The following is a 26,486-nucleotide window of genomic DNA, read 5'->3' on the forward strand; positions in this document are numbered from 1 at the left end:
GCGGTGTAAGGTCGCGCCTCTGCGCGCGCTACATGCCTGTTATGTCTTTTGCGGTGAGGCGACGGCCAGGCGCAGGAAGCTCATCACGCTGCCGAGTGCGGCGAAGCCTGCGCCCAATGCCAGTGCGACGGTGGCGCCCTCGCGATCGGCCAGGGCAAAACAGAGGGCGGCGAGGGCGGCGCCGATCGTCTGCCCGGTCAGCCGCGCGGTCGCAACGATGCCGCTGGCGCTGCCGCTGCGATGCGACGGCGCACTCGCCATGATCGCCTTCATGTTGGGGGTCTGGAAGAAGCCGAAACCGATGCCGCAGATCATGGTGCGCCAGACGATGTTGGCGACGCTGGGTTCGGCCGGCAGGGTCGCGAGCAGCACCATGCCAAGGCCCAGCAACAGCATGCCGATGCCGCCGAGGATGCCGGCCGGATAGCGATCCGACAGCCGGCCCCCGATCGGCGCCATGAACGCAACCACCAGCGGCCAAGGCGTCATGAAGAAGCCGGTCTCGACCTGCGAGCGATGCAGGATGTCCTCGAAATAGAACGGCAGCGACACGAAGGCGAGGCCCTGCACAGCGAATGAGCAGACTGCGGTCGCGGCCGACAGCGCGAAGATCGGGCGGCGGAACAGGTCGATCGGCAGCATCGGCGCCGGATGATCGGCATGGCGGCGGGTCAGGATCCAGCCGAACAGGATGGCTCCGATCAGCTCGGCGATGACAAGCGATGGCGCGGTCTTGTGGGCGGCACTGCCGATGCCGATGATGAAGAGGCCGAGGCAGGCGCAGGCAAGGGCTGCACCGAGGAAGTCGAAGGCGTGTTTGGCGCGTGGCGTCTTCGGCAGCGTCTTCATGCCGATTAGCAATGCGATGATGCCGAACGGAATGTTGACGGCGAACAGCCACGGCCATGGGCCGAGCGCGAGGATGCCGGAGGCGATGGTCGGTCCCAATGTGAACGCCGTCGCAACGACCAGCGCGTTGTGGCCGAAGCCGCGGCCGAGCATCCGGCTCGGATAGACGAAGCGCACCAGCGCGGTGTTGACGCTCATCAGGCCGCTGGCGCCGAGCCCTTGCAGGGTCCGCGCGACCAGCAGGCTCGGCAGTGACCACGCCAGCGCACAGCCGAGTGACGCCAATGTGAACAGCAGCAGGCCGCCGAGATAGATCCGCTGGTGGCCGACGATTTCACCGAGCGCGCCGAGCGGCAGCAGCGTCGCGACCAGCGCGATCTGATAGACATTGACGACCCAGACCACTTCGGCAGGGCTTACATGCAGATCGCTGGCGATCGCGGGCAGCGCGATGTTGGCGATCGCGGTGTCGAGCGAGGCCATCGCCAGCGCCGTGAAGATCGCGGCCACCGCCCAGCGCCGCCGTTCCCACGGCAATCCATCGGTGATCGGCGCCGCTGCCGCGGTGGTCGGGGTCTTCTCGAGCATGCCTGAAACTGTCTCCGGGACCGCCATGTACTACGCCGGCATCCCGTTCCACAGCCGCAGCATTGCATGATGCATATGCGAAGTCCGCCGTCGTCCTGGCGAACGCCAGGACCCATAATCACGAATGGATGTTGTGAGAGGGATCGTCGCTACAGCGTCGTGCAACAATTGGCAGTCGGGGTAATGGGTCCTGGCTTTCGCCAGGACGACGGCGAGTTTGTTCACGCTCCAATAACAACAACTCGCAGAGATGGATTCTCGTGACGTGAATCGATCGAGCTTTGGATTTCGTTTCGCCCTCTCCACATGTCGTTCCGGGGCGACGCGTTAGCGTGGAACCCGGAATCCGTTCTTCCACGAACCATGCGGCCAAATGGATTCCGGGTTCTCGCCTGCGGCGAGCCCCGGAATGACGAAAGTGGGCATGCGGCGCGCTCTATTCTTCCATCACCAGCGCGCGGATGCTGCGGGCGAGACCGAGGATGCGCGGGCCGCATTCACGCTCGATCTGCTCGGCGCTGAAGCGATAGGAAGGGACGCCGCAATTGACCGACAGGCACTCGCCGCCCGGCGTGCGATAGAGCGGGGCGGCAACGCCGAAGATCTCGCGCCGCCATTCGCCGAGTGAGATGGCAAAGCCGCGCTGGCGGCATAACTCCACATCCGGCAACGTGCGCTTCTGCACGTAATCGAATTCATCTGGGCGCTCGGCCTTGACGCGCGCCACATAGGCGCCGAGCTCCGGCTCGGTGAATAACGACAGCAGAGCGCGTCCGACCGCGGTCGGCGCCAGTGTGCTGACGAAGCCGACGTCGGGCACATGCGGCGCCGTATCCGTCGTGCGCAGCGTCTCGACATAGATGAAGTCGATCCCGAACGGCATTGCGATCGACACCGTGCCGCCGGCATAGGTGGCGAAGTCGCGCATCAGCGGGCGGGCAAGCTGGCGCACCTTCAGCGAGGACAGTACCGGATAGGCGGCGGCGAGCGCGCCGAGCCCGAGCACGAAGCGGCCCTTGGCGTCGCGCCTGAGATAGCCGAGCTGCTCCAGCGTATAGGTCAGCCGCGACACCGTCGGCCGCGACAGGCCGGTGTGCAGCGCAAGCTCGGCATTCGACAGCGAGCCCGGGTGACGGCGGAAGGCCGCGAGCACGTCGAGCCCATGGGCCAGCGTGGTCGCAAAGGACGGATCCGCCTGAATTTCGGCAGGAGAAATCACTGTCATGCAAAATAATGATCTCCGGTTAGCCAATCTGTCAAGATATCGAAATGAATTTGCAAGTCGTGTCGAGATTTGTTTATCTGCCGGGAACAAGGACAAAAAAACCGCTGGAACGAGGCGCCCTTCCGATGACGATGACCGAGCAAGCCCGAGACGCAAAGCCCGCCGCGATCGACAAGGAGCGGTTGCGCTCGAAGTACCGCGAGGAGCGCGACAAGCGGCTCCGTCCCGACGGCAATGACCAGTATCTCCAGATCAAGGGCCAGCTCGCGCATTATCTCGAGGATCCCTACACGCCGGTGGTCGAGCGCGCACCGAAGACGGATCACGTCACCTTCGCCTTTATCGGCGGCGGCTTTGCCGGGCTCGCCACTGCGGCGCGGCTGACCGAGGCCGGCGTCAAGGATGTCCGCATCGTCGAGAAGGGCGGCGATTTCGGCGGCACCTGGTACTGGAACCGATATCCCGGCGCGCAGTGTGACACCGCGTCGATGGTCTACATGCCGCTGCTCGAAGAGACCGGCCACATGCCGTCGGAGAAATACGCGCATGCGCCGGAGATCCTGGCGCACTGCCAGCGGATCGGGCGGCAGTTCAATCTCTACGACAATGCGCTGTTTCACACCGAGGTGACGGGCCTCGATTGGGACGCCGCGCAATCGCGCTGGATCATCCGTACGACGCGGGGCGACACCTTCACCGCGCAATATGTCGGCATCGGCACCGGCCCGCTGCATGTGCCGAAGCTGCCCGGCATTGCCGGCATCGAGCGCTTCAAGGGCCACTCGTTCCATACCAGCCGCTGGGATTACGACTACACCGGCGGCGATCCCCGGGGCGCGCTGATGGACAAGCTTGCCGACAAGCGCGTCGGCATCATCGGCACCGGCGCAACGTCGGTGCAATGCATTCCGCACCTCGCGCGTGCCTGCAAGGAGCTCTACGTATTCCAGCGCACGCCGTCTTCGGTCGACGTGCGCGGCAACGGCCCGATCGATCCCGCCTGGTTTGCCGATATCGCAACCCCGGGCTGGCAACAGCGCTGGCTGGAGAACTTCACCGCCAACCAGGCCGGCGGATCGGCCGAAGAGGATCTGGTGCAGGACGGCTGGACCGACCTGTCGAAGCGGATCCGCGCCAAGATCATGCTGCTGCCGCGCGAGCAGCGCAGCGTGGAAAACATGCGGGCGGCGTTCGAGGATTCCGACTTCGAGAAGATGGAGGAGATCCGCAACCGGGTCGACACCATCGTCCGCGATCCCGAGACGGCCAGGAATCTCAAGGCCTGGTACGGCCAGCTCTGCAAGCGGCCATGCTTCCACGATGCCTATCTGCAGGCGTTCAACACCCCGGGCACCCATCTGGTCGATACCGACGGCAAGGGCGTCGAGGAGATCACCGAGAACGGGATCGTCGTCGCCGGCAAGGAATACAAGCTCGACTGCATCATCTACGCGTCGGGTTTCGAAGTCGGCACCGAATACAAGCGGCGGGCGGGATTCGACGCGACGGGCCGCGACGGCATCAAGTTGTCGGATTATTGGGGCGAGGGCATGCGCACCAAGCACGGCATCCACGTCCATGGCTTCCCCAACCTGTTCTTCGTGCAACCAACGCAGGGCGCCAATCTGATCTCCAACGTGCCGCACAATCTGACCGAAGCCGCGCGCACCATCGCCCTGATGGTCGGACACGCACAGGCCAATGGCTTCAGGGAAATCGAAGTCAGCAAGGACGCCGAGGACCGCTGGGTCGAGTTGCTGCTGACCGCGGTCGGCCGGATGATCGGCGGCCCCGATTGCACGCCCGGCTATTACAACAATGAGGGACGCGAGCCCGGGCCTGCGGCCAAGCTCAATGTCGGTTATCCGGCGGGCGCGCTGGCCTATTTCAAATATATCGACGAGTGGCGCAGCAGCGGCCAGTTCGAAGGCGTGCAATTCCGCTGAGTGAAGCACGGCCGGGACTGATGTCTGCCCAACGAGGGAGTGCTCGAGTATGACCCAGACAACCGCAGGTGAAACCTCGCACGATGGTCCGAAGGCGGCATCCGCGCCGGTCATCGCGCAGCACGAGGCGAGGTTGAAGGCGCTGCCGTTCGCCGACACCAGGGATTTCGACGATGCCGCGCGCGGCTTTCTCGGCACTATCGAGAACGCCCGCGTCACCTCGGCGCAGGGCAGGGTGGTCTGGAGCCTTGAGCCCTACGGCTTCCTGTCCGAGGAGAAAGCGCCCGCGACCGTCGACCCGAGCCTGTGGCGGCAGTCGCGACTGAACATGCATCACGGCCTGTTCGAAGTGGTGCCCGGTGTCTATCAGGTGCGCGGCCTCGACATCGCCAATATGACGCTGATCGAGGGCGACAAGGGCGTCATCGTGGTCGACACCCTGACCTCGATCGAGGGCGCCCGCGCCGCGATGGAGTTGTATTTCCAGCATCGCGGCAAGCGGCCGGTCGCCGCTGTCATCTTCACCCATACCCACACCGACCATTGGGGCGGCGCCCGCGGCGTGCTCGACGACGCCATGCTCGCGGCGGGCGTGCCAATCATCGCGCCGAACTTCTTCATGGAGCATGCGGTCTCCGAGAACATCATCGCGGGTCCGGCGATGCTGCGCCGCGCGCAATACCAGTTCGGGCCGTTCCTCGCCAAGGGCGTGCGCGGCCAGGTCGATTGCGGCCTCGGCAAGACCATGGCGGCCGGTGGCGTGGCGCTGCTGCGGCCGACCGACCTGATCATCGCGACCGGCGACAAGCGCGTGATCGACGGCGTCGAGTTCGAATTCCAGATGGCGCCGAACAGCGAGGCTCCGGCGGAGATGCACTTCTTCATCCCGCGCTACAAGCTGTTGAACCTCGCGGAAAACTGCACGCACAATTTCCATAATTTGCTGCCGTTCCGCGGCGCCGACGTGCGCGATGCGCTGGCATGGTCGAAATATCTCGGCGAAGCCTTGCAGATGTGGGGCGGCAAGGCCGAGGCAATGTGCGGCCAGCATCACTGGCCGGTGTGGGGGCAGGAGCGGATCGACACCATGATCCGCGAGCAGCGCGACCTCTACAAATACGCGCACGACCAGACCATCCGGCTGATGAACCACGGGCTGAATGCCGCCGAGATCGCCGAGACGATCCGGCTGCCGCAGAGTTTGGAGGGGGCCTGGCACGGCCGCGGCTATTACGGTCACATCCGGCACAATGTGAAGGCGATCTACCAGAAGTATCTCGGCTGGTACGACGCAAACCCCGTCAATCTCGATTCCTTGCCGCCGGTCGAGGCCGGCAAGAAATATGTCGAGTATATGGGCGGCGCCGACGCGATCCTGAAGCGCGCCGCGGCTGACTTCGCCAAGGGCGAATTCCGCTTCGTTGCGCAGGCCGTCAGCCATCTGGTGTTCGCCGAGCCCGACAACCAGGCGGCCCGTGCACTGCTGGCCGACACGTTCGAGCAGCTCGGCTACGCCGCGGAGAGTTCGACCTGGCGCAATGCCTATCTGTTCGGCGCCCAGGAGCTTCGGCAGGGCATGCCGAAGACGCCGCCGCGTTCGCCGATGCCGCGCGAGACATTGGCCGCGCTGCGCACCGAGCAGCTCTGGGACGTGCTCGGCATTCGCCTCAACGGCCCCAAGGCCGAAGGCAAGCGCATCGTGCTGAACTGGAATTTTACCGACACAGGCGAGAGCTTCGTGCTCAATCTCGAGAACTCCGCGCTGACCTACGTCAAGGGCACGCAGGCACCCGATGCGCACGCCGGCTTCACCTTGGCGCGCAGCGTGCTCGACGAGGTCATCGCCAAGCTGACCACGTTCCCGGAAGCCGTCGCCGCCGGCAAGGTCAAGGTGTCCGGCGAGCCGCTGCGGCTCGGCGAGTTGATGATGCTGATGGATGAATTCCCACGGATGTGGGAGATCGTCGAGCCGAAGCGGACTGTGGTGAGGTAGTGCCGAAACGAAGTCGTCATTCCGGGGCGCGCCTCTTGGCGCGAGCCCGGAATCCATCGGGCCGCAACCCCGCGGATCGATGGATTCCGGGCTCTCGCTTACGCGAGCCCCGGAATGACGAACGGACATCTCAAATCCCGAGATACGCCGCCTGCACCTGCTTGTTGTCGGCGAGCTCGGCGCTGGTGCCCTGCATGATCACATTGCCGCTTTCCAGCACATAGGCGCGCTGCACCAGCGACAGCGCGCGGCTGACATTCTGCTCGACCAGCAGGATCGCGGTGCCCATCTTGTGGATCTCGCCGATCTTCTCGAAGGTCACGTCGGTCATCACGGGTGCGAGGCCAAGCGAGGGCTCGTCCAGCATCAGCAGGCGCGGCTTCAGCATCAGGCCACGTCCGACCGCGACCATCTGTTGCTCGCCGCCGCTCATGGTGCCGGCAAGCTGTTTCCGGCGGTCGGCGAGCCGCGGGAAGATGCTGTAGACCAGCTCCATCGTGCGCGCGCGATCCGCCTTCGCTTTCGGCGTATAGGCGCCGATCTCGAGATTCTCCTGCACCGTCATCTCGGGGAAGACCTGGCGGCCTTCCGGGACGTGTGCGATGCCGAGCTCGGGGATCCGGTAGGGCGGCAGCGTCGCGAGGTCGACGCCGTCAAAGGTGACCTTGCCTGCGAACAGTTTGACGAGGCCGGAGACGGCGCGCAGCGTCGTGCTCTTGCCGGCACCGTTGGCGCCCAACAGGCCGACGGCTTCGCCCTCGCCAATGGCGATGCTGACATCGGTGATGGCAGGGACCGAGCCGTAGCTCGCGCTGACGCCGGAGAGCTCAAGCATGTGCGTCTCCCGGCGCCGGCGGATGCACGTAGGAGCCGAGATAGGCGCGGATCACCTCCGTATTCTCCACGATCTCCTTCGGCGCGCCCTCGGCGATCTTCTGGCCGTGGTCGAGCACCACGATGTGGCGCGCCACCGCCATGATCGCGCGCATCACATGCTCGACGATCACGATGGTCAGGCCGCTTGCGGAGAGTTTCTTGACCAGCGCCACCGCCTGATCGATCTCGGCCGGGTTGAGCCCGGCCATCACCTCGTCAAGCAGCAGGATCCTGGGCTGCGTCGCCAACGCGCGGGCCATCTCGAGCCGGCGCTGGTCGATGGTGGTGAGGTCCTTGGCCGGGGTCTGCTCCCTGGCGCCGAGGCCGACGAATTCGATTGCTTCGCGCGCCTTGCTGCGGGCGGCGGCGATATGGCGGTCGCGCAGGAACGCGCCGGTCATCACATTGGCAAGAACCGTCATCGCGCCGAACGGCTTTGCGACCTGGAAGGTGCGCGCCATGCCGAGCGCGCAGACGTCATGCGGCTTGAGCCCCACGACTTCCTGCCCGAAGGCGAGCACCGAGCCTGAGTCCGGCCGGTGAAATCCGGTGATCAAGTGAAAGCTCGTGGTCTTGCCGGCCCCGTTCGGCCCGATCAGCGCCACCGTCTCGTTCTCCTGCACGGTGAAGCTGACGTCCTGCACGGCGCGCAGGCCGCCGAAACGCTTGCTGAGACCCCTGACGACCAATGCTTCTGCCATCGGGGCGACCTCAGGCGCGCGCCGGCTGGCGCCGGACACAGCGGCGATAGAGATCGGTCGCAAACCCGATCAGCCCGGTCGGCCGCCACAGGATCACCGCCATCAGGATCAGGCTGTAGACCGTGAGCTGGATGCCGCCCACCGAGCTGCCGAGCCAGCTCTGCAGCAGCGCCGAGGTGGTTTCCAGCAGCACAGTGCCGATCACGGGGCCCCACAGCGTGCCGATGCCGCCGACGATCGACACCAGCGCGGCCTCGATCGAGACGTTGAAGCTGAACGCGGTCGCAGGATCGATGAAGTAGATGTACTGGGTGTAGAAGGTGCCGGCGAGCGCGGTCAGGAACGCGCTGATCATGTAGATGTCCCGCTTGACCTTCGGCGCGTTGACGCCGATCGCCTCAGCCGCATCTTCATCCTCACCGATCGCGACGAGGTAGTAGCCGATCCAGGATTTCTCGATCCTGTGGGTGATCCACAGTCCGACCACGAGCAAGCCGAGCACGACGTAGTAATACGACGACTTCTCCTCGAACTGCATCATCAGCGGCGCGCTGCCGAGGTTCGGGATCGTGGTGCCCTCGGCGCCCCAGGCGAAGTCGCGGAACTTGAGGAAGATCAGCATCAGCACCTGGGCCGTCGCGATCGTCGCGATGGTGAAATAGGGGCCGCGCAGGCGGAAGCAGAGCCAGCCGATCGGCAGGCTCGCCAGCATTGCCACCACACCGCCCGCGATCATCCCGATCCAGGGCGAGATGCCGTAATTCACTTGCATGATGGTCGAGGTGTAGGCGCCGAGGCCGAAATACGCGGCGTGCCCGAGCGAAAGCTGCTTGGCATAGCCGCCCATCAGGTTCCAGGCGACGCCGATGAACGAGAACAGCAAGATGCGGATCAAGATGTCGATCGCAAACGACGACGTGACGATTTGGGGCAGCGCCAGCATGACGACCGCGCCGATCGCGAGCCCAAGCCATTTCAATGTGCCTGACGTCTGCATCAGCGGCCCCTCCTGGCGCCAAGGCCGCTTGGCCTGAAGGCAAGCGTTAAGAGCAATAGCGCGAACACCACGATCAGCCCGGAATCGGCGCCGACGAACTGGATGCCGAGCGATTCCGCAATCCCCATCATCAGGCTCGCGACCAGCGCGCCCATCACATTGCCGAGCGTCCCCATCACGACGGCGACGAACGCCATCAGCACGAATACCTGGCCGACGAATGGATAGGCCGAATAGAACGGCATCAGGAGCGAGCCGGCGGCGCCTGCGAGCGCCAGCGCGGTGCCGAAGGCGACCGCGAACACGCGGTTCGGATTGATCCCCATCAGCATCGCGACGTCGCGGTTCTGCGATGCCGCACGCATGGCGCGGCCAAGATCGGTGGTGTGCAGGAATACCCAGAGCAGGCCGCTCAGCGCCATCGCGACCGCGAAGGCGATCAGCTTGGCCACGGGAACATACAGCCCGCCGATGTGCCACGCTTCGTCCGAATAGAAAGTGTGGACGGTGCGGTAATTGGCGCTGAACAACATCAGCGAGAGGTTCAACAGCAAGAGCGACAGCGCGAAGGTCAGGAAGATCTGCGGCATGTCGTTCGGTCCGAGCACCCTGCGGATCAGGAAATGCTGGATCAGGACGCCGGCGAGGAACAGCGCCGGCATCGAGACCACCAGCGAGACCAGCGGATCGATGCCGAACTGGGTGGCGAGGAAGAACGAGATGTACATCCCGATCATCACGAACTCGCCTTGGGCGAAATTGACGATCTTGACCACGCCGAAGATCAGCGTGACGCCGATGCTGACAAGCGCGTAGATGCCGCCGATGAGCAGGCCGTTGATGACAGCCTGGGCCAGTGTCTCCCACATGCGATGCGACCGTGGTTCAGGTCTTCATCAGCGGGGCGCGGGCGTCTTCCTTGGGGAAGATGCTGGCGAGGTCGGCGTTCTGCCACTGCACGCCGACCGGACGGCCATAGACGTTCTTGCCGTCGGGGCCGAACTTCACCTTGCCGCCCGGCGCCATCGCGGCAAAGCCCGAGGAGACGTCCAGGGTCGAGAGTGCCTCGCGCACCTTCTTCGGGTCGGCGGAGGCGGCGCGTTCCAGCGCGTCGGCCAGCATGAAGGTCTGCGCGACCAGCCCGCCGGCATATTCGAACGCGAACTCGCCGGTGCGCTTCTTGAATTCGGCATTGACCTTCTGCGCATCGTCGTTGACGTCGTGGTTCCAGTGCGCGACGCCCTGCAGGCCCTCGGCCGCCTTGCCGACGTTCTTGTAGAAGTCCGGCATCACAAAGCCGCCCGAGCCGCCATTGATCGCGATGTTGAGTCCGACCTGCTTCACGGTGCGCACGATCAGGATGAGATCGTTGAGGTAGGACAGCGAGAACAGCGTGTTGGCGCCGGAGGCCTTGACCTTGTTGATCAGCGGGCTGGCATCGGTGAAGCCGGCCGAGTAGGGCTCGAACATCACGATCTCGACGCCTTCGCCCGGCGCCAGCTCCTTCAGCCCGTTCGAGGTCGAGGTGCCGAACGCGGTGTTCTCGAAGATGACGGCGACCTTGGCCTGATCGCTGACGAGCTTGGCCATCTGCAACTGCGCCTTGGCGAATTGCGAGGCGCGTGCGAACGGCGTGAAAGTGTAGCTGCGTCCCTTGTTGAGCTGGTCGGAGCTCGATCCGGTGATGATCGGAACGTGAGCGCGCTCGCACACCTCGCTCGCGATCAAGGTCAGGGCGCTGGCGTAGCAGCCATGGATCGCCGACAGCTTGTTGCCGGTGATGAGACGGTCGGTCTCGGTGCGCGTCACCGTGGTGTCGCTCTGCACGTCGGAGACGATGAGGTTGAGTTTGGCGCCGCCGAGCGACTTGATGCCGCCGGCCTCGTTGACCATGTCGACCGCGAGCTTCGCCGCGGCCACGCAGCCGGTGCCGATCTGCGCCATGCTGCCGGTGGTCGGATAGAGCGCGCCGATATTGATCGGATCGGCGGCCCAGCCCCGGATCGGGACCGCGCCGAATGCGCCGGCTGCGAGCACGCCACCGGTCCGGGCGAGGAATTTGCGGCGGTTCAGCTTCTTCTGCGAGGCTTTGGACGGTGCGACATTATTAATGGCCGGCGGCTTGCGGTCCTCTGTCATGGCGTTCCCCCTGTGCGACCACGGCGCGGCTCTCCGTCCGCTCGCTTATTATTTTTGGCTCAAGCGGGGCGCATAAGAGCACGTAATTTGCCAATCGCAAAGACGATAGCCGCCGGGGCGCTGAGCAAACGCGTTGCGAGTGGTGCGTCGCAGCAATCACGCGACGCGCGTATGCCGACAACTTCGATGCGTGGGAGTTGCCGACGGACACGGCAGTATTATTGATAATCGGATGACCCAACGGACCGGCACGGACACTGCCGGCCGGCCTGCCGGATTATTCGATCGACCGCTGCAACTTCTATTCCGCGCTTGCCACCAGCTTGAAGCGCGGCTTGGCTTCCATCAGGCTGCGATAGGCGGCGAGATAATCGAGGGCCATCCGCCGTGCGGTGAACCGGGTCTCGAACTGCTTGCGGATCGCGTCGCGGTTGAGCATCGACAGGCGCCCGACCGAGGAGATCGCGCTGATCTCGTCCTCGACGATGAAGCCGGTCAGGCCATCTTCGATGATCTCCGGCACTGAGCCGCGGTTATAGGCGATGACGGGCGTGCCGCAGGCCATCGCCTCGATCATCACGAGGCCGAACGGCTCCGGCCAGTCGATCGGAACCAGCAGACCGATCGCGCCGCTGAGAAAGTCCGGCTTCTCGCGGTCGCTGATTTCGCCGATGAACTCGACCAGCGGATTGTCGGCGATCAGCGGCTTGATCAACTCGTCGTAATATTCCTGGTCGGCGCGATCGACCTTGGCCGCGATCTTCAGCGGAATGCCGCAACGGGTTGCGATCCTGATCGCGCGATCGACGCCTTTCTCCGGCGCGATGCGCCCGAGCACGGCGAGATAGGATTGCCTGGCCGGTTGCGGCGTCAGCAGATTCTCCGGCAGGCCGTGATGGATGGTGCGCACCCAGTGCGCCTGCGGCACCGGCCGGCGCTGCGCATTCGAGATCGAGATCACCGGGATCTTGGAGAAAGTGTTGAAGACCGGCTGATGCTCCGGCAGGTCGAGCCGTCCGTGCAGCGTGGTCACGAACGGCGTCGGCTGCCGCGCAAACAGCGACCACGGATAATAGTCGAGATGGCAGTGCAGGAAGTCGAACTCCTCGTCGTCGGCCTTCTGCCGCACGCGTTCCAGCATCACCATGTGCAGCGCATTGGGATCGCGGACGGAGCCGTCGAGGCGCAGTGCCTTCGGCCAAGTCGCATCGAGCTTCGCGGAGGTCTGTGAATCGCCACTGGCGAACAACGTCACGTCATGTCCAAGGGTTACCAGTTCTTCGGTCAGCCAGTGCACGACCCGTTCGGTGCCGCCGTAGAGCTTGGGGGGAACAGCCTCCGTCAGCGGGGCAACCTGCGCGATGCGCATTCTCCGTCTCCTGTTTGTAATGTGGAATGAACTGCCCTCAGCCCTCTGATGGCACCGACATGCCAAAGACGGGAACGTTCTCGCACGTGCGAGGTTCCTTAGGTGTGGGAGATCTGCCGCTTCTTTCTTCCATCACACTGTGGTCTTGCTGATGCCATCACGCTCCAACAGGTTTTCGCCGACGCCAGCGTTGCAAAATTGTTGCGCAGTGATGGCTGCATCAAGAAATCCAAGCGCCGCCCTTCGCGTCATCGTGCACGAGAGCTTCAATTAAAATTTTCTCGTTCACCTTCAACAGCTTTTGCAGGACGTCATGGACCATCTGTCAGGATACGCGCATCGCCCGTTCCCTTTTGTGCTGCGCTATCTGCGCCGGCGGCTTCCGTCGCATGTTGTAATCTTGTCGGCTGTCGTCGCAGCGGTTGCCTGCTCGGTAGGCACGCAATATGGCGTGAAGAACCTGGTCGACGCGCTGTCGGCCGGGCCGTCGGCCGCGCATGGCGTATGGCTGGCATTCGCGCTGCTCATGTCGCTGATCGCCGCCGACAACTTCCTGTGGCGGATCGCGAGCTGGACCGCGAGCTACACCTTCGTCAGCGTCTCCGGCGACCTGCGCCGCGACATGTTCCGCCATCTCACCGGCCACGCGCCGAGCTATTTCACCGACCGGCTGCCGGGCATGCTGACCAGCCGGATCACGGCGACGTCGAACGCGGTGTTTACAGTCGAGAACATGTTCGTATGGAATGTGTTGCCGCCGTGCATCGCAACCTTTGCCGCGATCACCCTGGTTGGGACCGTAAGCCTGACAATGTCAGCCGTGCTGATCCTGATCGCGGGAACCATGGTGGTGGCAATGTTCCGCATGGCCGCCGCCGGCCGACCCTTGCATGACGATTTTGCCAACCGGGCGGCCGCGGTCGATGGCGAGATGGTCGATGTGATCAACAATTTGCCGCTGGTGCGCGCGTTCTGCGGCCTCGGCTACGAGCACGACCGCTTCGATGCGACGGTGAATCGGGAACTGGTCGCGCGCGGCCGTTCCCTGCGCTATCTCGAAAAGCTCCGCCTCGTTCACGCTGCCGTGACCGTCGTTCTGACTATTGCGATGTTGGCCTGGGCGCTCTCGCTCTGGCAGCAGGGCCAGGCCACGACCGGCGACGTCGTGCTGGTCTGCACGCTCGGCATCTCGATCCTCAGCGCGACTCGCGATCTCGCCGTTGCGCTGGTCGACGTCACCCAGCATGTCGCGCGCCTCACCGAGGCGCTGGCGACGCTGTTGCAGCCGCACGAGCTGAAGGACCATCCGGAAGCCGAGGTGCTGGTGAAGAGCGGTGCAGCGATCGCGTTTAACAACGTGTCGTTCCGATATCCCGGCGGCCTGCAGGTGTTCGAGCGCTTCAGCCTCCGCATCCAGCCCGGCCAGCGCGTCGGCCTGGTCGGCCAGTCCGGCGGCGGCAAGTCAACACTATTTACCCTTCTGCAGCGCTTTTACGATGTCGAGCAGGGCAGCATCGCGGTCGACGGCCAGGATATCTCGCGCGTCACCCAGCAGAGCCTCCGTGCGGCAATCTCGGTGGTGCCACAGGACATCTCGCTGTTCCACCGTTCGATCCTGGAGAACATCCGCTACGGTCGGCCGGACGCCACCGACGATGAAGTGCTGCGCGCGGCGATCGCGGCGCGCTGCGACTTCATCGAGAGCCTGCCCGAGGGCATGAACACCATCGTCGGCGATCGCGGCGTCAAGGTTTCGGGCGGACAGCGCCAGCGCATCGCGATCGCGCGCGCGTTCCTGAAGGACGCGCCGATCCTGCTGCTCGACGAGGCCACGGCGGCGCTCGATGCCGAATCCGAGGAGGCGATCCGTGAGGCGTTGTCGCGCCTGATGCGCGGGCGTACGGTGGTCGCGATCGCACACCGCCTCGCGACGCTGCGCAGCTTCGACCGCGTGGTCGTGCTGCAGGGCGGCCGGATCGTCGAGGACGGTCCGCCCGATATCCTGGTGAAGGGAAGGGGTCCGTACCGCGACCTCGTGGCGCGCGAAATGGGCCGCCTTTCCACCAGCGCGGCCTGATCCCCGCGTCATCAAGCCTGTGCTTGCGTTCCCGTGCGTTCGTTGAGCTTAGGATTCGAGCTGAGAAGAGTCGCCAGAGGTTCAGATGGCAGCTGACGTCGTTACGCAGATCATCACCGCTCGTATCACTGAGCACGTAGCCGAATCGCCGTTCTACATTCCGATGACCGGGCCGGCGGCGCGGCCGCGGCGCTCGCTCAAGCATGACGACACCTTCATCGTGCTCGATAGCCATGGCGACATCGGCGCCTCGGCCGGCGGGCCGGACGGCCTGTTCAACGCCGACACCCGCTACCTCGCGCGGCTGGAAATGGTGCTGGAGGACGTGCAGCCCTTGCTGCTCGGCTCCAACATGCGCGACGACAATTCGGCGCTGACGGTCGATCTCACCAATTCCGACGTCTATCGCGACGGCCGCCTGACGTTGCAGAAGGACACGCTGCACATCGTGCGCTCGATCTTCCTGTGGCGCGGCACCGCCTATCAGCGCATTGGCCTGCAGAACCACGGCGATCATGCCGCGAGCTTCGATCTGACGCTGCTGTTCGACAATGACTTCGCCGACCTGTTCGAGGTGCGCGGCGAGCGGCGGCCGCGGCGTGGCATCGGTTCGAGCAAGCTGCTCGGCCCGACCGACGTGGTGCTGGAGTATTGCGGTCTCGACGAGCAGACGCGGATCACCGCGCTGCATTTCGATCCGCGGCCGACCCGGCTGTCGGTCAACGCCGCGACCTATCATTTCGATCTCGAGCCGGGGCAGCTCACCTCGTTGTTCGTTGCAGTGTCCTGCAACAAGCCGATCATGCAGAAGCCGGTGCCGTTTTTCCGCGGGCTCCTGGCGCACCGGCGCGAGATGCGGAATTCGTCGGCTGGTGCGGCCTCGATCGAAACCTCGAACAACATCTTCAACGAGGTGCTGTGCCAGGCGATGGCCGACCTCAACATGCTGATGACGGAGACGCCGCAGGGCCGTTATCCCTATGCCGGTATTCCCTGGTATTCGACGACGTTCGGCCGCGACGGCCTGATCACCGCGTTGCAGATGCTGTGGGTCGATCCGCGGATCGCCAAGGGCGTTCTGAAGCGGCTGGCGCTGTTCCAGGCCAAGGCGGTCGATCCGCTCGCCGATGCCGCCCCCGGCAAGATCCTGCACGAGATGCGCGGCGGCGAGATGGCCGCGCTGCGCGAGGTGCCGTTCGCGCAATATTACGGCAGCGTCGATTCGACGCCGCTGTTCGTGCTGCTCGCGGGGCTCTATCTGGAGCGCACCGGCGACGTCGAGACGTTGCGCGAGCTGTGGCCGGCGGTCGAGGCCGGATTGCAGTGGATCGACGGTCCGGGTGATCCCGACCGCGACGGCTTCGTCGAGTATCAGCGCGCCACCGAAAAGGGACTGCGGAACCAGGGCTGGAAGGACTCCTTCGACGCCATCTTTCACGCCGATGGCACGCTTGCCGAGGGCAATATCGCGCTGGCTGAAGTGCAGGGCTATGTGTTCGCCGGCAAGCAGCTCGCCGCGCGCGCGGCGCGCACGCTCGGCTTTGCGGACAAGGCGTTGAAGCTCGAAGCCGAGGCCGAACGGCTGCGCGCGCGGTTCGAGGAGGCATTCTGGTGCGAAGAGCTCGGCACCTATGCGGTCGCGCTCGACGGCGCCAAGCAGCCCTGCAGGGTGCGCACGTCGAATGCCGGACAGACCTTGTTTTCCGGCATGGTGCGCCAAGACCGCGCGCGACGGGTCGCCGCGGATCTGATGAGCCAAAAATTCTTCTCGGGCTGGGGAATCCGAACCGTCGCCGTCGGCGAAGCGCGCTACAATCCGATGTCGTATCACGACGGCTCGATCTGGCCGCATGACAACGCGCTGATCGCGCTCGGATTGGCCCGCTACGGCCTCAAGCGTTCGGTCGCGCATCTTTTCAAAGGGCTGTTCGACGCCGCGAGCTATATGGAGCTACGGCGGCTGCCCGAGCTGTTCTGCGGCTTCCGCCGCGAGCGCCGGCGCGGCCCGGTGCTCTATCCCGTGGCCTGCGCGCCGCAGGCGTGGGCCAGCGCGACGCCGTTCACGCTGCTGGAGGCCGCGCTCGGGCTGGAATTCGACACCGCGCGCGGCGAGATCCGCTTGCGTGATCCGTGCCTGCCGGAGTTCCTCAACGACGTGGTGCTGCGCGATCTCAGGCTCGGCGCATCCAGCGTCGATCTGCGGCTGCGCCGCCACGGCGATGAGGTGTCACTCGAAGTGTTGCGGACGCGCGGCCAGATCCAGGTGTCGATCGTGTTGACGCATTGAGCGTCGCTGCGCGGCACGCGCGCTACGGAAATTGTGGGGAGAGCAACATGCGTCCGAGGATCATGGTTGTTGCAGCGGCGTTGCTGACATGTGCTGGTGTCCGCGCCGCCGACGATGCGTCGCCGTCGCCGGTACCATCACCGCCGGCAGCGGCCCAAGCGCCGGCGGAAACTCCCGCGCCGCCAGCGGCCGCCGCGGCAAAGGAGTCTCCACCGCCGTCGGTGACGGTGATCGGCGCGCGTGACGCGCACGGCATTCTCGGGCGCGACGTGCGCAGTTCCGCCAATGAGGACATGGGTCGCATCGTCGACGTCATCGTCGACCGCGACGGCAAGGTGCGCGCCGCGGTGATCGATTTCGGCGGCTTTCTCGGGGTCGGCAGCCGCAAGATCGTGGTCGACTGGAACGCGCTGCGGTTCGCCGGCGTTTCCAGCAAGAGCGACAGCATCACGCTGGACCTCAACAAGCAGCAGGTGAGCGCTGCGCCTGAATACAAGGAAGATACGCCGCTGATCGTGCTGGGCGCGGCCGGCAATCTCCATCCATGGGATTACGAGCATTAGGGGGCAGAAGCTGGTCGCGCGTCCGAACTCTTCCTTCGAGGCGGTTGGCGACGATCGTGACGAGCGATCTGCCGGTGGCACTCATGTTGTGTCAATTGTCGCTGAACGGCCCGGCCCGGAGCAGCCGAGTGCGCCGTCGCGCGAAAGCCAGCGCGGGCTGGACTGGTTCGTCTTTTTCCTGGCCGACGTGCAAACCGGGTTTGGTCCGTTTATCGCGGTCTATCTGACGACCCAGAAATGGACCCAGGTCGAGATCGGCTTCGTGCTCTCGATGGGGGGCATCGTCGGCCTGCTCGGCCAGATACCCGGTGGTGCGATCGTCGATGCGGCGCGCTCGGAGCGCGTGGTCGCGGGCTGCGCGGTGGCCGCGATCGGGTCGGCTGCGCTGGCTTACGCGCTGTGGCCGATCTTTCCCGTGGTGACGCTCGCCGCGACGCTGCACGCGCTTGCAAGCTGCGTGCTGGGACCGGCGATCGCCGCGATCAGCCTCGGCCTGGTCGGGCCGCTGGCGATCGGCGAGCGGCTCGGCCGCAACGCGCGGTTCGCCTCGCTCGGCAGCGGCTCGGCCGCGGCGCTGATGGGGGCCTGCGGCTATTTCCTGTCGAGCCGTTCCGTGTTCCTCGTCACCTTCCTGCTGGCAATTCCGACGCTGTTGGCGCTGGCGCGGATCCGCGAGCGCGAGATCGACATCGCGCAGGCCCACGGTGCGGTGAAGCGCGAGGTGCCGGACAAGAAAGCAACCAGCGTCCTCGGCCTGGTCCGGCAGCGCTCACTGCTGATCTTCGCCGGTGCGATGCTGTTGTTCCAGCTCGCCAATGCCGCGATGCTGCCGTTGATGGCCGGCGTGGTGACGACGCGTTCGAGCCAATGGGCGCCGGTCCTGATCGCCGCCTGCATCATCGTGCCGCAGGCGATCGTCGCGTTGTGTTCCCCCTCGGTCGGCCGCAAGGCCCAGGCCTGGGGCCGGCGGCCGCTGCTCTTGATCGCGTTCGCCTCGCTGGTGATCCGCGGCCTGTTGTTCGCAACGGTGCGCGATCCCTATCTACTGGTCGTGGTGCAGGTCTTCGACGGCATCACTGCGGCGATCTTCAGCGTCATGGTGCCGTTGATCGTGGCCGACGTCGCGTTCGGCAGCGGCCATTTCAACCTGGCACAGGGCATCGTCGGCACCGCGGTCGGCGTCGGCGCTTCGCTCAGCACGGTGCTGGCCGGCTATGTCAGCGACAAGCTCGGCAGCGGCACGGCCTTCACGGGCCTCGCCGGCGTTGCCGCGCTCGGGCTGCTCGTGATCTGGCTGGTGATGCCGGAGACGCGGCGGACGGCATGACGGAGGCAGGTTTGGCTCCAGGCACCCTTCCTCACGCATGCGCCGTCATATATGAGTGATTTGCTGCTGGAACGAGCTGACAGTCCCCTGGATTAATCAATCCAAAATCGTGATCTGGTACGGATCGGCGTAGCGCGGGCAGGCATTTCGACCGAGGAACGGCATGGAAAATCGTAGGACGACGGCGCAAATCACCGGAACGATGCGGCGTTGGGGGCCTCCCGCCTTTGTGACTTTCGCGGCCATCGTCACACTTGCGTCATTGACCGGCGGCGTCGCTGCAAAGCAGCAGCGCCCAGCGGCAACTGCCGAGGCGACCGCGCCCCGCGCGGCGGGCGAGCCGATCATGGCGATCGTGTCGATCAGCGCCCAGAAGGTGACCGTCTACGACGCCGACGGCTGGATTTACCGCGCGCCGGTATCGAGCGGCGTCAAGGGACGCGAGACGCCGGCCGGCGTGTTTGCGCTGGTGGAGAAGGACAAGGACCATCACTCAACCATGTACGACGATGCCTGGATGCCGAACATGCAGCGCATCACCTGGAATGGCGTCGCGTTGCATGGTGGGCCGCTGCCGGGCTATGCGGCCTCCCACGGCTGCGTGCGGATGCCCTACGACTTTGCCGAGAAGCTGTTCGACAAGACGCGGATCGGGATGCGGGTGATCATCGCGCCGAATGACGTGGCCCCGGTCGATTTCAGCCATCCGGCGCTGTTCGTGCCGAACGCACAGGCCATTGCCGCCGCTCCGGCGCGTGCCGAGACGCTGGCCCGCGAGGCCGCGGATGCCGCCAAGGTCGCCGACGAGGCCAAGAAGGCGTCAGCCGCCGCCACGAAGGAAGCCGCACTGTTCACGCCGGCCTCGCTGCGCAAGCTGCAACAGGCCAAGGCCCGTGCCGATGCTGCCGTTGCGTTCGCCGACAAGACGCTCGCCAATGCCAAGACCGATCAGGCCAAGGCGCGCGCCGAGGATCTGAAGCAGAAGGCGGCTGCCAAGGCCGCGGAGGCGACCACGCAATTCGAGGCCGCCCAGGGCGACGCCAAGCCGAAGCTCGATGCCGCGGCAGCGGCAAAGGACGCGGCCAAGGCGGCCGAGGCCAAGAAGACCGAGACCCAGAAGGCAGCGACCGAAGCGAAGCTCGCGCTCGAGCCGGTCTCGGTCTACATCAGCCGCGCGACGCAGAAGCTCTACGTCCGGCGCAACACCCACAAGCCATGGGCCGACGGCGGCGAGGTGTTCGATTCAAGCATCGAGGTTCCCGTCACCATTCGCGATCCGGACCGGCCGATCGGCACCCATATCTACACGGCGATGGCGCGCAACGATTCCGGCCTGCGCTGGACCGAGGTGACGATCGACGACGGCGACAACGCCAAGGACGCGCTCGACCGCGTCACCATCCCGCAGGATGTGCTGGATCGGATCGCGCCGACCGTCGTGCCGCGCTCCTCGATCATCATCTCGGATGAGCCATTGAGCGCCGAGACCAACTATCGCACCGAGTTCGTCGCCGTTTTGAGCAACCAGCCCCAGGGCGGTTTCATCACGCGCAAGCCGACCAGGCCGATGGAGACCGACGACATGGTTGCGAGCTCGGACGACGACGGTTTCGGTTTCTTCTCCCGGCGCAGCTGGAATCCCCAGTCCGGTACCCAGTACGGCTATCCGCAATACGGCAATCCCCAGGCGCCGACCCAGTACGGCACGCCGTATTACGGCAATCCGCAAGCCGGCAATCCGCGCCGGCGCGGCGGCCAGTACTACTGGCAATCGCAACAGGACTGGTAGCCCGGCGCATTGTGAGCATGGACGGCGGCGTGACACCGCCGTCCATCGCTCGGGGCGACTACGGGCGCGCTTCCAGGATCAGGTTGAACGGCGTTTCCGCCGCGCGGCGGAAGCGCGAGAAGCCGCCCTGGCGTGCCACCTCGCGCAACCTGGCCTCTCCGGCCTGAGCGCCGAGCGCAAGCCCGACCTCCTGATCCAGCGACGCCGGCGTGCAGATCATTGTCGAGGCCGCGTAGTAGACGCGCCCGATCGGATTGAGGTTGTCTTCCAGCCGGTCGTTGGCGAACGGCTCGATCAACAGGCAGGTGCCGTCGTCGGCGAGGGTAGAGCGGGTGTGCTTGAGGGCGCCGACCGGATCTCCCATGTCGTGCAGGCAATCGAAGAAGCACACCAGATCGTACCCCTTGGCAGGGAATGTCTTGGCAGAATGGGTCTCGAAATGGACGCGGTCCGACAATCCGGCCTCTCGCGCGGATTGTCGCGCCGTCTGGATCGAGCCGTCGTGATAGTCGAAGCCGTAGAAGGTCGATTTTGGAAACGCTTCCGCCATCAACCGGGTCGAGACGCCGTGCCCGCAGCCGACGTCGGCGACGACGGCGCCCTTCTTCAGCTTGTCGACGACACCTTCGAGCGCCGGCAGCCATTCCTGCACCAGGTAGTGCTTGTAGCTGGTGCGGAAGAAGCGGGCAGTGCCGCAGAACAGGCACTCGTTGCGCTTGTTCCAGCCGACGCCCTTGCCGGTCTTGAACGCGTCGGTGATTTTCGGCTCGTCGAGAAACGTCGCGCCGACCAGGCTTCCCACCGCGCCGAGGAAGACCGGGCTGTCCTCGTCGGCAAGCGCGAGCGCCTGCTCGGGCAGCATCGAGAATTTCCCGGACTTGCTGTCATATTCGATGTAGCCGGAGGCGGCCTGCGCCGAGAGCCATTCCTGCACGTAGCGCTCGGCCGTTCCGGTCGCCTTGGCCAGCGCCGAGGCATTCATCGGTCCCTGCTTTGCGAGTGCCTGGTACAGCCCGAGCTTGTCGCCCAGCAGCATCAGCGAGGCGTTCATCGCCGCACCGACATCGCCAATCATCTTTCCCATGAATGAATTGAGGCGTTCTTGGTTGACGTCCATGATGTTTCTCCATCGCAATCGCGTTTGGTCAAAAGTCCATCATTCGCAATTTCATGCATGCGTCGTCCAGCCGTAGGGCGACGCGATCGCCGGAAAGGTTCGCAGCAATGAAGTGATTGTGACCGGCCCGCTGGGATCCCAGTCGATGCGATGTCGCGGGTGCGGGAAACGCCGGCTACGCCGCCTGCGGTATCACCAGCCGTCTGTAGAGCGCGCTGTAGCAGGCCGCCGACAGGTTCCAGCTGTAGGACTTGGCCATCGCGCTGGCGCGCATCGCGTTGAGGCGGTCTTTGGCGCGATAGGTGTCGAACGCACGCCTGACGCCGCCCAGGAAGGACTCCGCCGACGGCTGCGAGAACAGGAAGCCGGTCTCGCCGTCGGCGATGGTTTCCGCAAGCCCGCCGGTCTGGTGACCGATCGGGAGCGAACCGAAGCGCTGCGCGTACATCTGGCTGAGGCCGCAGGGCTCGAAGCGCGACGGCATCAGGGTGAAATCGCTGCCGGCGAAGATCCGGCGAGCCTGGCCGTCGTTGAAGCCGATGATGACGCCGATCGCGTCAGGGCGGCGCCGGTGCGCGGCCACCAGCGCGTCCTCGATCGCGGGCTCGCCGCTGCCGGTCACGACGATTTGTCCGCCGTCCCTGATGATTTCGTCGGCGGCCGACAGCACGAGGTCGACGCCCTTCTGATGCACGAGCCGCGCGACCAGGCCGAAGATCGGCCCGCGCGAGACCGCGAGCCCGAACTGCCGGCGGACATAGTCGGCGTTGGCCTGCTTGCCTTTCCAGTCGCCGGCGCCGAACGGCTGCGCGAGCTGCGCGCAGTGGCGCGGATCCCAGCTCTCGTCGATGCCGTTCAGGATGCCGGTCAGCTGGTGGGCGGCGGAGCGCACGCGCAGCAGCCCCTCCAGCCCGCAGCCGAGCTCCGCGGTCGTGATCTCCTTCGCGTAGGTCGCGCTGACGGTGGTCAGGTGCGAGGCGTAGACGAGCCCACCCTTGAGGAAGGAGAGCTTGTCGTAGAACTCCAGCCCGTCGATGTGGAATGAGCTGTCCGGTGCGCCGATCCGCCGCAGCGAGTCCTTCGGAAACAGGCCCTGATAGGCAAGGTTGTGGATGGTCAGGATCGACGGAATCCGCAGCTGACGCCAGGCGAGGTAGGCGGGTGTGAGCGCGGCCTGCCAGTCGTTGGCGTGAACCAGGTCGGCTGCCCAATTCTTGTCCAGCGTTCCGGCTGCAAGTTCGGCAGCGGCGGAGGCAAAGCGGCCGAACCGGATGTCGTTGTCGGGCCAGTCGCGGCCGGACTCATCGCCATAGGGATTGCCCGGCCGGTCGTAGAGCTCTGGACACAGCAGCACATAGACCGGCAGCCCGTCCTTGGTCGATGCGCGCCCGAGCGTGCAGGCCGGCATCTCGGCCAGGGCTGCGCATTGTCCAACGATTTCAATATGGGTGAACTGTTCGACCACATCCCGGTAGCCGGGAAGCATGATCCTGACGTCGCTCCAGGGGCGGAGCGCCCGCGGAAGCGCTGCGGAAACGGCGGCAAGTCCGCCGACACGGACGAAATCGTCCATTTCCGTCGTGACGAATAAGACCTTCAACAAGCGCCCTCGTTCCAGCCCATGACAGGGCCATGCAAGATCGGGTCCAATCTGCCTTTGAGTAAAATGCAAGACCGCCCGCGGGCCCGGCCTGGAGGAGACGCTTTCCTGTCGGGACGGCTCACTTTAGGGTCGCGCGACGCCAAACAATGACGAAGCTGGAGGAAGCCTTGGCAACGACAATAGCCGCTGACGATGAGGGGAATTTGACACGGAGCTTTGACGGCCTTCGGGTGCTCGATTTTTCGACCACGATCGCCGGACCTCATTGCACGCGGATGCTCGCCGACATGGGCGCGGAGGTGATCAAGATCGAGCCCAGTGAGGGCGAGACGATGCGGACGCGGCCGCCGCTGCGCAACAACTGCTCGACCGCGTTCGGCCAACTCAATATCGGCAAGCAGAGCCTGGTGCTCGACCTGAAGTCGCCCGCCGGCGTCGAGGCCGTGCGCCGGCTGATCGCGACCGCCGACGTGCTGGTGGAGAATTTCCGTCCCGGCGTGATGCGGCGGCTGAAGCTCGATTATGCCTCGGTCCGCGACATCAATCCGAAGCTGATCTTCTGCTCGATCTCGGGTTATGGCCAGACCGGGCCGTCGGCGGAATTGCCCGCCTACGCGCCGGTGATCCATGCCGCCTCGGGCTACGAGATGGCGCATCTCGCCTACCAGCCGGGCCGCTCGCGCCCGGACTATTGCGGCATCTACCACGCCGACGTGCTGACCGGCGTCTATGCGTTCGGCGCGATCTCGGCTGCACTCTATCAGCGCGCCGCCAGCGGCAAGGGCCAGCATATCGACGTCTCGATGCTGGAATCGATGCTGAGCCTGACCCTGAACGAGTTGCAGTGGTCGCAATTCGAGGTGAAGCAGACCCAGCGTCCGATGTTCGGCCCGATCGAGACCACCGACGGCTATGTGATGGTGGCCATCGCTAGCGAGAAGACGTTCCAAAACCTGATGCAGGTGATCGGCCGACCCGAATGGGTGTCCGATCCGCGCTTCGCCAAATATTCCGATCGGCGGGACAATTGGGCTGATCTGATGGAGGGCGTCGAGGCGTGGTCGCGCGCAGTCAGCACGCAGGCCTGTCTTGCCGCGCTCAATGAATATGGCGTTCCGTCGTCGGCCTATCGCACCGTGCGCGAGGCGCTCGCCGATCCGCAGATCGCCCATCGCGGCGCACTGGCTGAGGTCGCGGACGGCGGCGGCAGCTTCAAGGTGCTCAACCTGCCGTTCCGGATGTCGGGTGCAACGGTCGGTGCCCGCAAGCGGATGTCGACGCTCGGCGAGCACACGCTGTCATACCTGAAGGAGATCGGCCTCTCCGACGATCAGATCGCAGGCTTCGCAGCGCAACCGGCGAAGACGGCGCGAAGTTAAGCCTGCGGCTTTTCATCCGTTTTACGGTCTTGTCGCGCGCGGCGATTCCGGACAAGCTGCCGCCCGACATACGACGATCCGGAACACCGGACGTCGCCCACCTGGGAGGGAGCATCGATGAAGCTGGCCGGGCACGCGCACGCGGTTGCGCGCATATTTCTTGTGGCGGGATTAGCGGCCGCAACATTCGCTGCGCCTGCCCACGCGCAGAAGCCGGGCGGCACGCTGACCGTCGGCCAGGAACTTGATATCCCTGGCTTCGACCCGCTCAAGGTCGGCGTCTACGACACATCGGCCAACACCGCGGCGGCCGCGATCTTCGACACACTCATGACGCTCGACGACAAGGGTGAGCCGAAGCCGAAGCTCGCACTATCCTGGGAGCATTCCGAAGACTTCAAGACCTGGACCATCAAGCTGCGGCCCGGCGTCAAATTCCACGACGGCACGCCGTTCAATGCGCAGGCGGTGAAGGAGAACTTCGACCGCCAGAAGGATCCGGCCAACAAGTGCCGCTGCGCGTTCTACATCACCAGCATCAAGAGCGTGGACGTCATTGATGACCTCACGGTGCGCTACAATTTCAGCGATCCGGCGGTGAACTTCCCGGAGACCCAGTCGATCCAGAGCTCCAACAACGTGATGCAGTCGCCGACGGCCTGGAAGGCCAAGGGCGATGATTACAACCGCAACCCGGTCGGCACCGGTCCCTATGTCCTGAAATCCTGGACCGCCGGCGACCGCATGGTGCTGGAGAAGAACCCGGACTACTGGGACAAGGGCAAGCCCTATCTCGATCGTATCATCCTGAAGCCGTTGCCGGACGCGCAGTCGCGCTTTGCTTCGCTGCAATCGGGCGAGGCCGATGTCATCTGGGACGACGAGTACGACGCCGACAACATCGTGAAGGCGCAGAAGGACAAGAGCCTGAGCGTGAACACCTATGCCGGCTCAGGCGCGCAGGTCTACGCCTTCAATACCAAGGCGGCGCCGTTCGACGACGTCCGCGTGCGTCAGGCGCTGGTGATGGCGCTCGACCGCAAGAAGATATCGCAGGCGATCACTAACGGCTTGGCGCGGCCGGCCACCAATCCCTATGGCGACGGCTCCTGGGTCAAGTGCAAGGACGACGGCGCGCTGCCCGAAGACATCAACAAGGCCAAGGCGCTGCTCAAGGATTACGGCAAGCCGGTCGATTTCAAGATGATCGTATCGGCGACGCCGCGCGGCCGCACCGTCGGCCAGGTGTTGCAGCAGCTATGGAAGCGGGTCGGCGCCAACATGGAGATCGAGCAGGTCGATCAGGCCACGATCGTGCCGCGCGCCTTCATGCGCCAGTTCCAACTGACGCCGTGGCGTATCGTCGATCTCGCCGATCCCGACCCGCAGATGTACGCCAACTTCCACACCGGCAGCCCGGTGGCGCTGGCGAACTTCTCCGATCCGGAACTCGACCGGCTGCTCGAGCATGCCCGAACCACCGCCGACGTCGCCCAGCGCACCGAGGACTATTGCGCGGTCAGCCGACTGATCAACAAGGAGGCGATCTGGTTCTGGACCTTCCAGAATACCTACTACGCGATATCGAGCGCGAAGGTGAAGGGCGTGCCAAAGATGTTCAACGGGGTGCTCGACGTCTCCTACGCCTGGAAGGAATAGCC

General features: G+C 65.0%; 19 protein-coding genes. 9 read left to right on the forward strand and 10 right to left on the reverse strand.

Annotation, left to right across the window (positions count from 1 at the left end; all coding sequences use genetic code 11):
* Positions 1-39 precede the first annotated feature (39 nt).
* Both JQ507_08685 and JQ507_08690 read right to left on the reverse strand, forming a co-directional pair.
* A complete protein-coding gene (locus JQ507_08685; GenBank protein QRI71531.1) occupies positions 40-1,437 on the reverse strand; it encodes an MFS transporter in 1,398 nt (465 codons plus the stop codon).
* A gap of 436 nt (positions 1,438-1,873) precedes the next feature.
* Positions 1,874-2,662, reverse strand: coding sequence for an IclR family transcriptional regulator (locus JQ507_08690; GenBank protein QRI71532.1), 789 nt, complete (start codon positions 2,660-2,662; stop codon positions 1,874-1,876).
* A gap of 125 nt (positions 2,663-2,787) precedes the next feature.
* Here JQ507_08690 and JQ507_08695 point away from each other — a divergent pair, with 125 nt between their 5' ends.
* A complete protein-coding gene (locus tag JQ507_08695; protein QRI71533.1) occupies positions 2,788-4,608 on the forward strand; it encodes an NAD(P)/FAD-dependent oxidoreductase in 1,821 nt (606 codons plus the stop codon).
* Positions 4,609-4,657: 49 nt separating this feature from the next.
* Complete coding sequence (locus JQ507_08700) at positions 4,658-6,601, forward strand: MBL fold metallo-hydrolase (protein QRI71534.1); 1,944 nt, start codon at positions 4,658-4,660, stop codon at positions 6,599-6,601.
* 130 nt (positions 6,602-6,731) lie between these two features.
* Here the strand turns inward: JQ507_08700 and JQ507_08705 are convergent, their stop codons facing one another.
* The 6 genes from JQ507_08705 to JQ507_08730 all read right to left on the reverse strand — a co-directional run bounded on the left by JQ507_08705 (position 6,732) and on the right by JQ507_08730 (position 12,683).
* Positions 6,732-7,436, reverse strand: coding sequence for an ABC transporter ATP-binding protein (locus JQ507_08705; GenBank protein QRI71535.1), 705 nt, complete (start codon positions 7,434-7,436; stop codon positions 6,732-6,734).
* Positions 7,429-8,178, reverse strand: a complete 750-nt coding sequence (locus JQ507_08710) for an ABC transporter ATP-binding protein (protein ID QRI71536.1) — start codon at positions 8,176-8,178, stop codon at positions 7,429-7,431. Before JQ507_08710 ends, JQ507_08705 begins: the two co-directional genes overlap by 8 nt.
* 10 nt (positions 8,179-8,188) lie before the next feature.
* The gene (locus tag JQ507_08715; GenBank protein QRI71537.1) at positions 8,189-9,175 is read right to left on the reverse strand and encodes a branched-chain amino acid ABC transporter permease; all 987 of its coding nucleotides are present in this window, start codon (positions 9,173-9,175) and stop codon (positions 8,189-8,191) included.
* Positions 9,175-10,044 carry a branched-chain amino acid ABC transporter permease gene (locus JQ507_08720; protein QRI71538.1) on the reverse strand — a complete coding sequence of 290 codons (870 nt, stop codon included), beginning with the start codon at positions 10,042-10,044 and terminating at the stop codon, positions 9,175-9,177. Before JQ507_08720 ends, JQ507_08715 begins: the two co-directional genes overlap by 1 nt.
* Positions 10,045-10,060: 16 nt before the next feature.
* Positions 10,061-11,314, reverse strand: coding sequence for an ABC transporter substrate-binding protein (locus tag JQ507_08725; protein ID QRI71539.1), 1,254 nt, complete (start codon positions 11,312-11,314; stop codon positions 10,061-10,063).
* Between the two features lie 301 nt (positions 11,315-11,615).
* Complete coding sequence (locus JQ507_08730) at positions 11,616-12,683, reverse strand: glycosyltransferase family 4 protein (GenBank protein ID QRI71540.1); 1,068 nt, start codon at positions 12,681-12,683, stop codon at positions 11,616-11,618.
* 313 nt (positions 12,684-12,996) lie between these two features.
* Here JQ507_08730 and JQ507_08735 point away from each other — a divergent pair, with 313 nt between their 5' ends.
* The 5 genes from JQ507_08735 (at position 12,997) to JQ507_08755 (ending at position 20,726) form a co-directional block, all read left to right on the forward strand.
* Positions 12,997-14,760, forward strand: coding sequence for an ABC transporter ATP-binding protein (locus JQ507_08735; protein QRI71541.1), 1,764 nt, complete (start codon positions 12,997-12,999; stop codon positions 14,758-14,760).
* Positions 14,761-14,845: 85 nt separating this feature from the next.
* Complete coding sequence (locus tag JQ507_08740) at positions 14,846-17,047, forward strand: amylo-alpha-1,6-glucosidase (GenBank protein QRI71542.1); 2,202 nt, start codon at positions 14,846-14,848, stop codon at positions 17,045-17,047.
* Positions 17,048-17,094: 47 nt separating this feature from the next.
* Positions 17,095-17,610 carry a PRC-barrel domain-containing protein gene (locus tag JQ507_08745; protein ID QRI71543.1) on the forward strand — a complete coding sequence of 172 codons (516 nt, stop codon included), beginning with the start codon at positions 17,095-17,097 and terminating at the stop codon, positions 17,608-17,610.
* Positions 17,611-17,698: 88 nt separating this feature from the next.
* Positions 17,699-18,937: an MFS transporter gene (locus JQ507_08750; GenBank protein ID QRI71544.1), complete on the forward strand. Its 1,239-nt coding sequence runs from the start codon at positions 17,699-17,701 to the stop codon at positions 18,935-18,937.
* Between the two features lie 163 nt (positions 18,938-19,100).
* Positions 19,101-20,726 carry a L,D-transpeptidase gene (locus JQ507_08755; GenBank protein QRI71545.1) on the forward strand — a complete coding sequence of 542 codons (1,626 nt, stop codon included), beginning with the start codon at positions 19,101-19,103 and terminating at the stop codon, positions 20,724-20,726.
* Between the two features lie 58 nt (positions 20,727-20,784).
* Here the strand turns inward: JQ507_08755 and JQ507_08760 are convergent, their stop codons facing one another.
* Both JQ507_08760 and glgA read right to left on the reverse strand, forming a co-directional pair.
* Positions 20,785-21,843 carry a methyltransferase domain-containing protein gene (locus tag JQ507_08760; GenBank protein QRI71546.1) on the reverse strand — a complete coding sequence of 353 codons (1,059 nt, stop codon included), beginning with the start codon at positions 21,841-21,843 and terminating at the stop codon, positions 20,785-20,787.
* 175 nt (positions 21,844-22,018) lie between these two features.
* On the reverse strand, positions 22,019-23,443 hold the full coding sequence (gene glgA, locus JQ507_08765; GenBank protein ID QRI71547.1) for a glycogen synthase GlgA: 1,425 nt from the start codon (positions 23,441-23,443) through the stop codon (positions 22,019-22,021).
* A gap of 149 nt (positions 23,444-23,592) precedes the next feature.
* Between glgA and JQ507_08770 the strand changes: the two genes are divergently transcribed.
* Together JQ507_08770 and JQ507_08775 are read left to right on the forward strand one after the other, a co-directional pair.
* A complete protein-coding gene (locus tag JQ507_08770; GenBank protein ID QRI71548.1) occupies positions 23,593-24,825 on the forward strand; it encodes a CoA transferase in 1,233 nt (410 codons plus the stop codon).
* 117 nt (positions 24,826-24,942) lie between these two features.
* Positions 24,943-26,484, forward strand: a complete 1,542-nt coding sequence (locus JQ507_08775) for an ABC transporter substrate-binding protein (protein ID QRI71549.1) — start codon at positions 24,943-24,945, stop codon at positions 26,482-26,484.
* The last annotated feature ends 2 nt before the right edge of the window (positions 26,485-26,486 follow it).

Origin of the sequence: Bradyrhizobium sp. PSBB068 (genome assembly GCA_016839165.1) — a bacterium.
In the GTDB taxonomy this organism is placed as follows: domain Bacteria; phylum Pseudomonadota; class Alphaproteobacteria; order Rhizobiales; family Xanthobacteraceae; genus Bradyrhizobium.